Source organism: Kitasatospora sp. RG8, assembly GCF_017813315.1.
Taxonomy (GTDB): Bacteria; Actinomycetota; Actinomycetes; order Streptomycetales; family Streptomycetaceae; genus Kitasatospora.
Window position 1 is genome coordinate 169886 of sequence record NZ_JAGIYX010000015.1, and the last position, 13096, is coordinate 182981.

Sequence of the window (13096 nt, forward strand, 5' to 3'; positions counted from 1 at the left end):
TGAGTGGGGGTGCTGTCGGGGCGGGCCCGGGGCGCACGGGGCCGGGCCGGGGTCTCAGAGTCCGGCGGCGCGGACGACCAGGGCCGAGTTGAACCCGCCCTGGCCGCGGGCCAGCACCAGCGCGGTGCGCACCGGCGCGGGGCGCGGGGCACCGACGACCAGGTCGAGGTCGTAGGCGTCGGCCGGGGAGGTGCCGATGGTCGGCGGGACGACCCCGTCGCGGATGCTCAGCAGCGCGGCGGCGACGTCCAGGGGTGCGGCGCCCGAGTAGAGGCGCCCGGTCATGGTCTTGGGGGCCGTCACCGGAACCCCGCGCGGCCCGAAGGTCCTGGTGATCGCCTCGGCCTCGATGCGGTCGAGCTCGGGGACCGCGGCCGCGTCCGCGAAGACCACGTCCACCTCCGCGGGGCCGATCCCGGCGTCCCGGAGCGCCTCCCCGATCGCCCGCTCGATGCCCGGCGCCCGTCCGCTGCCCGGCTTGGGGTCCATCGTGGCGGCGTGCCCGGCGAGCTCGCCGTAGACCTTTCCGGCGCCACGGGCCCGCGCGTGGCCGGCGTCCTCGACGACCAGCAGCGCGCCGCCCTCGCCGGGGACGTGGCCGCGGGCGGCGGGGTCGAAGGGCAGGTAGGCGCGTTCGGCGTCCTCGCCGGTGGCCAGCCGGCCGCTCGCCAGCTGGGCCACCCACCCCCAGGAGCAGATCGACGCGTCGACGGCGCCGGCCACCACCAGCGAGGTGCCCTTGCGGACCTGGCGCCGGGCGTGGGCGAGGGCGTCGAGGCCGCCGGCCTGGTCGCTGATGACGACGCTGCTGGGGCCCTTCATCCCGTGCCGGATGGAGATCTGGCCGCTGTTGACGGCGTAGAACCAGGCGAAGGACTGGTACGCGGAGACGTACCGGCCGCCCTTGCTCCACAGCTCCTTGAGCTCGTTCTGCCCGAACTCGAAGCCGCCGGAGTGGCTGGCCGTGATCACCCCGGCCTGGTAGTCGGCCAGTTCCGCGGGGTCGATCCCGGCGTCCGCCAGCGACCAGTCGGCGCTGACCAGGGCCAGCTGGGTCATCCGGTCGGTCTGGAGCAGCAGCCTGCCGGACAGGTGGTCCCGGGCGGTGAATCCGCCGATCTCGCCGGCGAGCCGTGACGGGTAGTCCGTGGGGTCGAAGCGGGTGATGCGTCCGATCCCGCTGCGCCCTTCGAGCGTCGCCGCCCAGTACTCCTCCAGTCCGAGGCCGTTGGGGGCGACGATGCCGAGCCCGGTCACCACCGGGCGGGCCGTCACCGGGAGCTCCGGTCGGGCCGGGCGAGCACCACGGCGCTCTGGAACCCGCCGAACCCGCTGCCGACCGAGAGCACCGTGTCGGTGCGCCAGTCGCGCGCGGTCAGCGGCACGTAGTCGAGGTCGCACTCCGGGTCCGGGTTGTGCAGGTTGGCCGTGGGCGGCACCACGCCGTGCTCCATCGCCAGGACGGAGGCCGCGATCTCGATCGACCCGATGGCGCCCAGCGAGTGGCCCACCATCGACTTGATCGAGCTGACGGGCGTGCGGTAGGCGTGCTCGCCCAGGCTGCGCTTGAAGGCGGCGGTCTCGTGCCGGTCGTTCTGCTTGGTGCCGGAGCCGTGCGCGTTGACGTAGTCGATCTCGTCGGGGCCGAGCCGGGCCTCGTCGAGGGCCACCCGGATCGCCTCGGCCATCTCGGCGCCGTCCGGGCGCAGTCCGGTCATGTGGAAGGCGTTGGACCTGGTCGCGTAGCCGGCCACCTCGGCGTAGACGCGGGCGCCCCTGCGGCGTGCGCTCTCCAGCTCCTCCAGGACGAAGACGGCCGCCCCCTCCCCGAGGACGAACCCGGTGCGGCTGGCGTCGAAGGGCCGTGAGGCGTGCTCCGGGTCGTCGTTGCGCGCGGTGGTGGCCTTGATCGCGTCGAAGCAGGCGACGGTGATGGGCGAGATCGGGGCGTCGCTCGCCCCGGCCACCACCACGTCGGCGGCCCCGTCCCTGATCAGGTCGGTCGCGTAGCCGACGGCGTCGATGCCGGAGGTGCACCCGGTGGACACGACGGTGCCGGGCCCCTCCGCGCCGACGGCCCAGGCGACCTCGGTCGCGAACGAGCTGGGCACCAGGTAGTTGTACAGGTGGGGTACGGCGTACTCGTGGTCGACGAGGTCCAGGCGGCCGCCGTCGCTGACCGCGCGGTACTCCTGGTCGAGTCCGGTGGTCGCGCCGACGGCGCTGCCGATGGCCACGCCGATGCGGTGCGGGTCCAGGGCGGCGAAGTCCAGTCCGCTGTCGGCGACCGCCTCCCGGGCGGTGACCACCGCGAACTGGGCGGCGCGGTCCATCCGGCGGATCTCCTGCGGGGAGAGCCCGGACAGTTCGGCGTCGAAGTCCGCCTCGGCCGCGATCTGGGAGCGGAACGGCGAGGGGTCGAAGAAGGAGATCCGCCGGGTCGCGGTGCGTCCGTCGGTCAGCAGCTGCCAGAAGTCCTTGACCCCGATGCCGCCGGGGGCGGTGACGCCGACTCCGGTGATGACGACCCGGCGGCCGGCCGGGCGGCTCACGACGCGCTCCAGTGGTAGAAGCGGCGGGCCATCGCGTCGGCCGGGGAGCGCCAGGTGGCGGGGTCGTAGGCCTCGATGTGCGGCTTGAGGTCCTCGCTGATCCGGACGAAGCGGGGGTCGGTCCTGGCGCTCTGGATGCGCCCGCCGCCGTCCTCGCCCTCGAAGTCCTGGAGGTGGAAGTAGAGGCCCCGGTACGAGAAGAGCTCGCGGCGGCGGGTGCCCATGAGGTGCGGCGTCTCCCCGGAGTCGAAGGCCCGGAAGAGCTCCGCGACCTCCTCGGCGGAGCCCGGTTCCATGCGGGCGACGATCAGTGTGCTGTACATCTCTACCTCTCTCGGGATTCGCGTCGGGCGGGACCGAACCAGCGGTCCAGGGCGGTGGGAAGGTCGTGGTGGCTGCCGGGGCCGGCCCAGGCGACGTAGCCGTCCGGGCGGACCAGCACGGCGGTGGTGCCGTCGAGCGGGGCCCCGCCACCGCGCGGGGTGGCGGTGACGATGTCGATCCGCTCGCGCCAGGGTGCCGCGCGGCGTCGCAGGTGCGGGTTGTCCGCGAGGTCCAGCAGGACGCCGCGACCGGCGCGGAGCAGCGCGGTGCTGCCGACCGCGCGCCCCCGCACGGTCAGTTCCAGGTGCGGCAGCCGCGCCCCGAGCAGGGGGTTGGCGCCCGGCCCGACGTCGTACCTGATCGCCAGCCCGCTGACCTTGGCGGCGAGGTGGCGGCTGACGTCCTGGTAGCCGGTCAGCTCGGCCAGGACGTCGCGCAGCGGCTGCGCCTGCGCTCCGCCGAGGATCAGCCGGCCCTGGGCGGCGGTGTCGGCGAGCAGCTGCCTGCCCACCTCGTGCCGCTCGGCGTGGTACGTGTCCAGCAGTGACTCCGGTGCGGTGCCGTGCAGGACGGCGGCGAGCTTCCAGCCGAGGTTGACCGAGTCCTGGATGCCGGTGTTCATGCCCTGGCCGCCGGCCGGCAGGTGGATGTGCGCGGCGTCGCCGGTGAGCAGGACACGGCCCCGGCGGTACTGGGAGACCAGGCGCGCCGCGTCGGTGAAGGCGCTGACCCAGACCGGTTCGGCGTGCGAGATGTCGTCCCCGGTGAGCCGCTTCCAGGTGTCGGCGACCTCCTGGTAGGACGGCGGACCGCCGCGCCTGCGGGGCGCCGCGTCGCGCTCGCCGACGATGACGCGGTGGACGCCGCCGGGCAGCGGCGCGGACATCACCATTCCGTCGGACAGCAGCTCGCCGGTCATCCGGGGCCTCACGTCGATGCCCCGGACGTCCGCGAGCAGCAGCTCGGTGGTGGCCGCGCTGCCCGGGAAGTCGAAGCCGCCGGCCTTGCGGACGGTGCTGCGCCCGCCGTCGGCGCCGACCAGGTAGTCCGCCCGCAGGGTGCGTTCCCCGGCCGGGGTCCCGACCCGCACCAGGACGGAGGCGCCCTCCTCCCGGTAGGAGCGGAACTCGTGGCCGCGCCGGATGTCGGCGCCGAGCTCCACCGCCCAGTTCTCCAGGACGGTCTCGGTGACGGACTGGGGCACCGTCTTGGCGGCCCGGTACGCGCCGCCCAGGACGCCGAGGTCGACCGGGACGCCGCCGAAGTGCCCCTGGTCGCTGGTGCCGAGGTCGCCGAAGCGGCGCAGCAGCCCGCGCTGGGCGAAGGTCTCGACGGTGCGGATGGTCAGCCCGATTCCGCGCGATTCCGCGGTCCGCCGGGAAAGGCGTTCCAGGACCACGACATCGATGCCCGCCAATCGCAGTTCGCCGGCGAGCACGAGCCCGGCCGGCCCGGCTCCCGCAATGACTACCGAAGCGCTCATTCACCTCTCCCGTTCGAAGTGGCAATCGCGTGTGGACTCTTCCTGGGTTCAGTAATTCACGACAGTTCGCAATGACCCGGAAAGCTCCGCCGGGGTTTCCGCCGGACACGAAAATCTTCCGCCACGGCCACTGCAGGATTCAAGCAAAAAAGTCAAGGTTATCTGCAAATGCCTGTCAGGGAAACGTCAGGCCGCCCCGGGCGGAACCTGTCATTCCGCTGCCGCGGCCGCTGCCGGGGGGCCACGGAGCCTCCCTCCGAGCTTTAAGGAACTATCAGGGGGACTACATGTCCCTTGACGCCGGGCCGCCACTTCGATCCTGCCAACTGGGCCTATGTGCACGACAGTTGCCAGAACTTTGCAGCAGCGTTAAATGCCTCGCCAGACCTTTGACGCACACCGGAACGGGGCTAACCTGCTCAATGCGATTCGAACGATCTTCACGGGGGCTTGAGAGTCATGCAGGTACTGGTAGCGGATTCCGACACGATCGGGGTCGACGGCCTGAGTGCCGCCCTACGGCGCCACGGATTTGACACCGACCATTGCCGGACCGGAGCCGAGGCGCTCGAAAGGTATCCGAAGTCCGATTTCTTCCTGATCGACCTTGCACTGCCCGATATCGACGGACTGGAGGTCTGCCGGCTGCTGCGGGCCGCCAGTGACATCCCCATCATCGCCTTCACCGAGCCCGGCACCGACCTCGACCGCATCCTGTCCCTCCAGGCCGGCTGCGACGACTGCATGGCCAAGCCGCTCGGCTTCCGGGAACTCCTCGCGCGCATCGAGGCCGTCCTGCGGCGCGCCGGCTCACGGCCGGCGGCCCTCCCCCGGTCGCAGCCGATCGCGATCGGCTCCCTGTGCATCGACCCGGACACCCGGGAGACCCGGATCAACGGCCGGCCGGTCAAGCTGACGCGCATCGAGTTCTCGCTGCTCCACCAACTCGCCTCGAAGCCGCAGACCGTCTTCTCCCGCGCCCAGTTGATGGCCGACGTCTGGGACTACCAGTACGACGGCCGGCCGCTGGGCGCCAAGGCCAGCCGGACCATCGACACCCACGTCAGCGCGCTGCGCAAGAAGCTGGGCGACCCGTGCTGGATCGTCACGCTCCGCGGGATCGGATTCCGGATGGGGCACGCCTGACCTCCTCCCGCGAACGGGCGGCCACCGGCCGCCCGAGCACGTCCCCGGTGCGGCGGGCACCCTCCCCCGCCGCACCGCCGCCCACCACCTCGCACCCGAAAGGCCCCGCCCATGCCCGGCTCACGCCACCCCGCCGGCCTGCTCACCTCGGCCGTCGTCCTGTCGCTCGCGCTGGCCGCCTGCTCCTCGGCCCCCTCCGACGGCGGCGACTCCGCCGAGCCGCGCGCCGGCGGTCACCTGACCTTCGCGCTGGGCTCGGACCCGACCTGCGTCGACCCGCACCAGGCGGCCACCAACGACGCCGTCTACGCCGCCCGCGGGCTGGTGGACTCGCTGACCGACCAGGACCCGGCGACCGGCAGGATCGTCCCCTGGATCGCCGACTCCTGGGACGTCAGCCCCGACGCGTCGGCGTTCACCTTCCACCTGCGCGACGGCCTGACCTTCGGCGACGGCACGCCCGTCGACGCGCAGTCCGTCAAGGAGAACCTCGACGCCGTCTTCCGGCTCGGCGCCAAGTCGATCCCCGGCTCCGGCTACCTCAGCGGCTACCGGAGCACCGAGGTCGTCGACACCCGCACCGCCAAGGTCACCTTCGACCAGCCCAACGCCCAGTTCCTCCAGGCCACTTCGACATCCACGCTCGGGCTGCTGGCCCCGTCCACGCTCAAGCGGAGCCCCGAGAGCCTCTGCGCCGGCCCGCTGACCGGCTCCGGCCCCTTCAACCTGGACGGCTACACGCCCGGGAAGTCGGTGGAGCTGAGCCGGCGGGCCGACTACGCGGGGGGCTCCTCCCTGTGGAGACACGCCGGCCCCGCCTACCTGGAGCGGATCAGCTTCACGGTGGTCCCGGAGTCCGGGGTGCGCACCGGCAGCCTCGGGTCCGGGCAGATCCACGCCATCGCCGGAGTCGCCCCGCAGGACGAGGCGGCGCTCAAGGGCCTGGGCGTGACCCTGCTGGCCCGCTCGAACCCCGGCGTGCCCGTGGCGCTGAGCATCAACACCTCCCGGCCCCAGCCGGGCGACATCGCCGTGCGCAGGGCCCTGGAGATCGCCGTCGACCGCAAGGAGGTCGTCGACACCGTCCTGAGCGGCAACTACCGCCCGGCCACCAGCTCCCTGTCCAGCACCACCACCGCCTACCAGGACAACTCCGGCCTCCTGGCCCACGACCCGGTGGCCGCGGGACGGCTGCTGGACGCGGCCGGCTGGACGCCCGGCCCGGACGGCATCCGCGCGAAGAACGGCGTGAAGCTCGACCTCAAGGTCATCCTCGCCACCAACTTCGGCCCCAACAAGTCCGTCCTGGAGCTCGTCCAGCAGCAGGTGAAGCAGGCCGGCATCGGGATCACGCTCAGGGTCCTGACCATCCCCGACTACCAACTGGCCCAGAAGAGCGGCGACTACGACCTCGCCTGGGGCAACGGCACCAGGGCCGACCCGGACATCCTGCGCAGCGCGTTCTCCGACAAGCTGCTCAACCTGTCCCACATCCAGGACCCGGAGCTGCAGAACCTGCTGGACGCGCAGGCCGCCGCGGCCGACCCCGCCAAGCGCGCCGACCTCGTCGCCAAGGCGCAGCGCCGGGTGCTCGAACAGGCTTACCAGATACCGGTGTTCGAGATGACGAGCGTGTACGCGCTGAGCACCGGGGTGCACGGCGTCAGCCTCGGTTCCTCCTCGCAGGTGCAGTTCCACGACGCCTGGCTGTCCTGACCTGCCGGTCCCCTCCCGCACACCTCCCCCACCCGGCCTCCCGAAGGCGATGATGAGGAACTATCTCCTACGACGGCTGTTCCAGGCCGTGTTCGTACTGTGGGCCGCCTACACGCTCTCCTTCGGCGTGCTGTACCTGCTCCCCGGCGACCCGGCCACGATCATGGCCTCGGGCGGCGGCGACGCCAGCACCGTCACCGAGGCGCAGATCGACGCGCTGCGCCACCAGTACGGGCTCGACCGGCCGGCCGCCGACCAGTACGCCACCCGGCTCCTGCACGCCGTCCAGGGCGACCTCGGGCGCTCCGTGCAGAGCGGCGTGCAGGTCACCGACCTGCTCGGGCAGGCGCTCCCGACGACCGTCCAACTGGCCGCCGCCGCCATGCTGCTGGCGGTGGCCCTGGGCACCGCCCTTGCGCTGGCCGGCAGCTGGACCGGGCGCGGCTGGCTGCGCCAGCTCCTCCTCTCGCTGCCGGCGCTGGGGGTGTCCGCTCCGACCTTCTGGGTCGGCCTGGTGCTGGTACAGCTCCTGTCGTTCCGCTGGCGGCTCTTCCCCGCCTTCGGCGACGCGGGCCCGGCCGCGCTGGTCCTGCCGTCCGTCACGCTGGCCCTGCCGGGGGCCGCCCTGATCGCGCAGGTCCTGGCGAAGGGCCTGCGGACCGCGCTGGCCGAACCGTACGTCCAGACCGCCCTGGCCAAGGGCGCGAGCCGGCGGCGGGTCCTGTTCGGACACGCCCTGCGCAACGCGTCGATCCCGTCCCTGACGCTGGCCGGCATCATGGCCGGCAACGTCCTGGGCGGCGCCGTGGTCGTCGAGACCGTCTTCGCCCGTGCCGGGATAGGACGCGAGACGGCGGCCGCCGTGACGGCGCAGGACATCCCGGTCGTCCAGGGGGTGGTCATCCTCGGCGCCGTCGCGTTCGTCCTGACCACCCTCGCCGTCGACCTCCTCCAGCCGCTGCTGGACCCCCGGATCACCACGACGACCACGACGACCAGGCCGGCGGTGCGGACATGACGGACTTGACCGTCCCGGACGCGGACGCCCCGGCCTCCGCGGGGGACCTTCCACGGGCCGCCGCGGAGCCTGCGGGAGCGCCGTCCCCGTTCCGCCGCCGCGCCCGGTTCTGGCTGCTCCGGCCCGGCCTGGTGCTCTCGGTGCTGCTGGTCGCCGTCCTGGTGACGGCCGCGTTCCTCCCCGGCCTGCTCTCCCCGTACGATCCGCTGGCCGCCGCGCCGCGGGAGAAGCTGCTGCCCCCCGGCCCCGGCCACCCGTTCGGCACGGACCAGCTGGGCCGGGACCTCCTCGCCCGCATCGTGCACGGCGCCCTCCCCACCTTGCAGGCGGCCGTGCTCGCCGTGGCCGTCGGACTGGTCGCGGGCTCGCCGGCGGGGCTGCTCGCCGGCTACCGCGGGGGCGTCGTGGACGACGTGGTGATGCGGCTCACCGACGTCCTGCTCTCCGTCCCCGGCCTGCTGCTCTCGCTCGCGCTGGTGACGGCGCTCGGGTTCGGCACCCTCAAGGTGGCGCTGGCGGTCGGGGTGACCAGTGTGTCGACGTTCGCCAGGATCATGCGCGCCGAAGTGCTGAAGGTCCGGCGGTCCACCTACGTGGAGGCGGCGCGGGCGTCCGGCAACCGGTGGCCGGCGGTGCTGCTGAGGCACGTGCTGCCGAACTCCGCGGGGCCGGTGCTGGTCTACGCGGCGATCGACTTCGGTGCGGTCGTCCTCCAGGTCTCCTCGCTCTCCTTCCTCGGCTACGGCGCGCAGCCGCCCGCCCCCGAGTGGGGCTCGCTCGTCTCGGACGGCCGCAACCACCTCGCCACCGCGTGGTGGCTCACCACCCTGCCGGGGCTCGTCATCGCGGCCACCGTGCTCGCCGCGAACCGCATCGCCCGCTCCCTCGACGGTGAAGACCAGGAGGCACGATGACCGACGGACCGCTGCTGGACATCCGGCGGCTGCGGATCTCCTACCGGAGCAGGGCCGGCACCGTGGCCGCCGTCCGGGGCGTCGACCTGAGCGTCCGGCCGGGCGAGGTCGTGGCGCTGGTCGGCGAGTCGGGCTCCGGGAAGAGCACGGCGGCGCACGCGGTGCTGGGGCTGCTGCCGAGTGGCGGCTCGCTCGACGGGGGCGCGATCCTGTTCGCCGGCACCGACCTGGCCCGGGCCGGGGACGCCGCCCTGCGCGGGCTCAGGGGCCGCGAGATCGGCCTGATCCCGCAGGACCCGATGGTCGCGCTCAACCCGGTGCAGCGCATCGGACGCCAGGTCGCCGAGGTCCTGCTGATCCACCGGCTCGCCGACCGGCCGGCGGCGGCCCGCCGCGCCGTGGAGCTGCTCGGCGAGGCCGGGCTGCCCGACCCGGAGTCGGTCGCCCGCCGCCACCCCCACGAACTGTCCGGGGGCATGCGCCAACGGGTGCTGATCGCCATCGCGCTCGCCGCCCGCCCCCGGCTGGTCATCGCCGACGAGCCCACCAGCGCACTGGACGTCACCGTCCAGCGGAAGATCCTCGACCACATCGGCGCGCTGACCCGCGAGCGCGGCATCGCCGTCCTGCTGATCACCCACGACCTCGGCGTCGCCGCCGACCGGGCCGACCGGGTCGCCGTCATGGAGCGCGGCGAGGTGGTGGAGAGCGGCCCGGTGCGGCAGGTCCTCGACGCTCCCGCCCACCCCTACACGCGCGCCCTGCTGGCGGCGGCCCCGAGGGTGAGCCCGACGACGGGCCCCGGCCCGGACCGGCCGCGGGCGGCGCTGCGGAGCCGGACGGCGGACGCGGCGGACAGGGCGGACGGACCCGGGGACCGCCCGGCCGGCGCGGGGGACCTGCTCCTGGCCGAGGACCTGGTCAAGGAGTTCCCCGGCCACCGGGGCGACCGGAACCCCGGGCCGCGGGCGGTCGACGGCGTCAGCCTGCGGATCGGGCGCGGCGAGACGCTCGCCCTGGTCGGCGAATCGGGATCGGGCAAGTCGACCACCGCACGCATGCTGGTACGCCTCACCGACCCGACCTCCGGCCGGATCACCTTCGACGGGCAGGACGTCACCCGCCTGGGCGGCGGCGCACTGCGCCGGCTGCGCCGCCGCATGCAGTTCGTCCACCAGAGCCCCTACGCCTCGCTGTCGCCCCGGCTGTCCGTCGCCGAGATCGTCTCCGAGCCGCTGCGCGCCCACCGGATCGGCTCCCGCGCCGAACGCGCCGGCCGGGCCGCCTCCCTCCTCGACCGGGTGCGCCTGCCCGCCGCACTGCTGGACCGGCGCCCGGCCGAGCTCTCCGGCGGCCAGCGTCAACGCGTCGCCATCGCCCGCGCCCTGGCCCTGGAGCCGGATCTGCTCGTGTGCGACGAGCCCGTGTCGGCGCTCGACGTGTCGTCCCAGGCACAGATCCTGGACCTGCTCGCGGAACTCCAGGCCGAGCTGGGGCTCGGCCACCTCTTCATCTCGCACGACCTGGCGGTCGTCCGTCAGATCGCCTCCCGGGTCGGCGTGATGCGCGGCGGGAGGCTCGTCGAGACCGGCCGGGTGGAGCAGGTGTTCGCGTCGCCCGCGCACCCCTACACCCGGGAGCTGCTGGCCGCCGTACCGGGCGGCCTCGCCCGGTGAGGGCCCCGACGGCGTCCGCCCTTCGCCGGCCGCCTCCGGACACCCGGGAACGCCGGGGACCGGGTCCGGCGGAACACGTCCGCCGGATCCGGTCCGGGGTCACCCGCCGCCCGTCACCGCGGCAGGTCGGCGAGCAGCTTCTCGGTGATCGCGTGCAGGCGCTCGGCGGCCGCGGGGTCGAACGCAGGGGTGTCGGTGGGCAGTTGCCTGCCCTCCAGGACCGCCGTGAGCCTCGCCGGCGGCGCGTCGAGGTACGGGAGGATCTGCGCGACGGCCAGGGACACCGGCTTGCCCGATGTCCGCAACCCGTCGACATGGGCCGCCGTGAAGGCGTCGTACTCGCCGGCGAAGCTGGTGGAGACGACCCCGGGATGGTTCAGCACGTAGTGGACGGGGGTGTCGGCGTAGGCCCTGGTGAAGTGGACGCCGAGGAGGTCGCAGAGCGCCGCGCCGTGGCCGAGGGCGCCCGTGCCGGGGTAGTTGCGGCGCAGTTGCAGGTCGTTCCAGCGGACGGGGCCGGTGAGGCCCGAGCCGCCGAAGTTGAGCACGGTCGCGCGCTCGGCGCGGCCGAGGAGCCCGACCAGGCCGTGACTGAGCAGGTAGCGACTCAGGTAGTAGAGCGCGAAGTTGCTCTCGAACCCGTCCGGGGTCTCCGCCCGCGTCGACCGGTGGTAGCGCGCACCCAGCACCAGGACGTCGACCGCCCGGTACTCCTCCGCGATCCGGTCGATCACGCGGCGGTTCTCCGCGACCAGGCTGAGGTCGGCCTGGAGGAACCGCGCCCGGTCGCCTGCCCCGCGCCGGCCGGCCGACTCCACGAACGCCCGGCCCTTCCCTTCGCTGGTGCCGACGATCAGCACCTCGTGGCCGCGGTCCAGATAGGTGTCGGCGAGAGCGCGGCCGATGCCGTCGGTCCCGCCCGTGATGACTGCTGTGGCCATGGGTTCCCTCTCGGATGACGGTGGTTCGGGGTCACCTGCCGACGCGTGCGGCGGGAGCGCCGCCGACGCCGGCTGCGGTGGTCCGCCCGTGGGGCCCGGTACCGCGGTGGTCCGGCGATGGTCCGCGGTACGGCGGTGGTCCGGCGGGCGGCGCCGCACGCGGGCGTGCCGGGCCGGTGTACGGACGCGAGCCGGGCACGGGATGCGGGCTCGCTGCGGGCCGGCGGGCGCGCCGGGGATCCGCGCCTTCGTGACCCGGGCGCCGGAGACCTACCCCTTTAGTTTGAGCAATCAAACCATATGCCCGACGATCCGTCACCCGGGCCGGGGCACGCCGGATCGGACGGCCACACCGGGGCAGGACGTGCCGGGACCGGACGGGACGGGACAGGGCCGAGACGAGACGGGACAGGGCCGAGACGAGACGGGACGGGAGGGGCCGGGAGGGGCCGGAGCAGACGCCCGGTCAGATCACCGGGTCCGACTGGGCCTGGCGGCGGGCGTGGTGGCGCGCGACCCGGTTGCGGTTGCCGCAGGCCGGAGTGCACCAGGAACGCCGCGGATGGTCCTTGACGAAGAACATCGGGCAGCCCTCGGCCGGGCAGATCCGCACCAGCGGCCGCAGCGGACCACCGAGGACGTGCACGGCGGACTGGGCGATCGAGGCCATGGCCTCGGCCACCGGATCCGTCCCGGTGCCGCAGACGATCTCGATCGACGCACCGCAGTCGAGGACCGGCCAGCGCGGCGACAACGCACTGGCCGTGTTGATCACCGCCCGTGCCGGACCCGGTATCTGATCGTCCGTCACCACCGCGCGAAGGGCGTCCCGGACGGCGTCCCGCAGGCCGACCAGACGGGCCAGGCCCGCGTCGTCCAGCCCGCCCACCCCGACCGTCGCGAGTGCCGGACGGAAGGCGCCGGCCCTGTCCAGCAGCCACTGCGCGGCCGCGGCCCCGTCCCGCAGGTGATCCTGGAGGACGCGCCGGTGGGGATAGATCGTGTTGGCGAACTCCACGGCCAGCGGCTCCCCTTGAGCCGCCACCAGGACCGGACCGCCCTCGACCGTCACCACGTCCACCCACTCCCTCGGCACTCCCGCAACGGCGCGGCGGCCCCCGGGGACACCTCGCCGATCATTAACAGATTGTAACCAATCGTTGCGTCACCGTCCGGCACGGGCATACTCTCCTAATGGAACGGGGGCTCTCCAAGTATTAGTCAGCTCCCGGTGCCTTCTCAACGGCGCGCCCTCTCCCGCCCGACCGGCCCGGTGGCCCCGTCGCTCGGCCCGGCGCACCGCCCTCGCCATTCGCACCCTTCTCA

Annotated in this window: 11 protein-coding genes; 5 read left to right on the forward strand and 6 right to left on the reverse strand. The window is 73.6% G+C overall.

What is annotated here, in order from left to right:
• Window positions 1–54: 54 nt before the first annotated feature.
• Genes J5Y04_RS22720 through J5Y04_RS22735 form a run of 4 tightly spaced genes read right to left on the reverse strand, consistent with a single transcriptional unit; the run spans window position 55 to window position 4359 of the window.
• Window positions 55–1275: a ketosynthase chain-length factor gene (locus J5Y04_RS22720; protein ID WP_209413927.1), complete on the reverse strand. Its 1221-nt coding sequence runs from the start codon at window positions 1273–1275 to the stop codon at window positions 55–57.
• Complete coding sequence (locus J5Y04_RS22725) at window positions 1272–2552, reverse strand: beta-ketoacyl synthase (protein WP_209413928.1); 1281 nt, start codon at window positions 2550–2552, stop codon at window positions 1272–1274. Before J5Y04_RS22725 ends, J5Y04_RS22720 begins: the two co-directional genes overlap by 4 nt.
• On the reverse strand, window positions 2549–2875 hold the full coding sequence (locus tag J5Y04_RS22730) for a TcmI family type II polyketide cyclase (RefSeq protein ID WP_209413929.1): 327 nt from the start codon (window positions 2873–2875) through the stop codon (window positions 2549–2551). The genes J5Y04_RS22725 and J5Y04_RS22730 overlap by 4 nt, the downstream gene beginning before the upstream one ends.
• Before the next feature lie 2 nt (window positions 2876–2877).
• Window positions 2878–4359: an FAD-dependent monooxygenase gene (locus tag J5Y04_RS22735; RefSeq protein ID WP_209413930.1), complete on the reverse strand. Its 1482-nt coding sequence runs from the start codon at window positions 4357–4359 to the stop codon at window positions 2878–2880.
• Between the two features lie 459 nt (window positions 4360–4818).
• On the opposite strand from J5Y04_RS22735, the gene J5Y04_RS22740 reads away from it, so the two are divergent.
• The 5 genes from J5Y04_RS22740 to J5Y04_RS22760 all read left to right on the forward strand — a co-directional run bounded on the left by J5Y04_RS22740 (window position 4819) and on the right by J5Y04_RS22760 (window position 10829).
• A complete protein-coding gene (locus J5Y04_RS22740) occupies window positions 4819–5505 on the forward strand; it encodes a response regulator transcription factor (protein ID WP_148646233.1) in 687 nt (228 codons plus the stop codon).
• A gap of 111 nt (window positions 5506–5616) precedes the next feature.
• Window positions 5617–7221 (forward strand): ABC transporter substrate-binding protein, encoded by a 1605-nt coding sequence (locus tag J5Y04_RS22745; protein WP_209413931.1) that lies wholly within the window; start codon window positions 5617–5619, stop codon window positions 7219–7221.
• Window positions 7222–7273: 52 nt separating this feature from the next.
• The gene (locus tag J5Y04_RS22750; protein ID WP_209413966.1) at window positions 7274–8239 is read left to right on the forward strand and encodes an ABC transporter permease; all 966 of its coding nucleotides are present in this window, start codon (window positions 7274–7276) and stop codon (window positions 8237–8239) included.
• On the forward strand, window positions 8236–9153 hold the full coding sequence (locus J5Y04_RS22755) for an ABC transporter permease (protein WP_209413932.1): 918 nt from the start codon (window positions 8236–8238) through the stop codon (window positions 9151–9153). Before J5Y04_RS22750 ends, J5Y04_RS22755 begins: the two co-directional genes overlap by 4 nt.
• Window positions 9150–10829 carry an ABC transporter ATP-binding protein gene (locus J5Y04_RS22760; RefSeq protein WP_209413933.1) on the forward strand — a complete coding sequence of 560 codons (1680 nt, stop codon included), beginning with the start codon at window positions 9150–9152 and terminating at the stop codon, window positions 10827–10829. The genes J5Y04_RS22755 and J5Y04_RS22760 overlap by 4 nt, the downstream gene beginning before the upstream one ends.
• 113 nt (window positions 10830–10942) lie before the next feature.
• Here J5Y04_RS22760 and J5Y04_RS22765 read toward each other — a convergent pair whose 3' ends face one another.
• Window positions 10943–11770 (reverse strand): SDR family NAD(P)-dependent oxidoreductase, encoded by an 828-nt coding sequence (locus J5Y04_RS22765; protein ID WP_209413934.1) that lies wholly within the window; start codon window positions 11768–11770, stop codon window positions 10943–10945.
• Window positions 11771–12236: 466 nt separating this feature from the next.
• Window positions 12237–12851: an ABATE domain-containing protein gene (locus J5Y04_RS22770; protein ID WP_209413935.1), complete on the reverse strand. Its 615-nt coding sequence runs from the start codon at window positions 12849–12851 to the stop codon at window positions 12237–12239.
• Window positions 12852–13096 lie beyond the last annotated feature (245 nt).

What these genes read in the sequence shown, in the direction of transcription:
- J5Y04_RS22740 (WP_148646233.1), top strand. Translation starts at nt 4,819, where the DNA reads ATGCAGGTACTGGTAGCGGATTCCGACACGATCGGGGTCGACGGCCTG.
- J5Y04_RS22765 (WP_209413934.1), bottom strand. Translation starts at nt 11,770, where the DNA reads ATGGCCACAGCAGTCATCACGGGCGGGACCGACGGCATCGGCCGCGCT.
- J5Y04_RS22730 (WP_209413929.1), bottom strand. Translation starts at nt 2,875, where the DNA reads ATGTACAGCACACTGATCGTCGCCCGCATGGAACCGGGCTCCGCCGAG.
- J5Y04_RS22735 (WP_209413930.1), bottom strand. Translation starts at nt 4,359, where the DNA reads ATGAGCGCTTCGGTAGTCATTGCGGGAGCCGGGCCGGCCGGGCTCGTG.
- J5Y04_RS22745 (WP_209413931.1), top strand. Translation starts at nt 5,617, where the DNA reads ATGCCCGGCTCACGCCACCCCGCCGGCCTGCTCACCTCGGCCGTCGTC.
- J5Y04_RS22755 (WP_209413932.1), top strand. Translation starts at nt 8,236, where the DNA reads ATGACGGACTTGACCGTCCCGGACGCGGACGCCCCGGCCTCCGCGGGG.
- J5Y04_RS22750 (WP_209413966.1), top strand. Translation starts at nt 7,274, where the DNA reads ATGAGGAACTATCTCCTACGACGGCTGTTCCAGGCCGTGTTCGTACTG.
- J5Y04_RS22760 (WP_209413933.1), top strand. Translation starts at nt 9,150, where the DNA reads ATGACCGACGGACCGCTGCTGGACATCCGGCGGCTGCGGATCTCCTAC.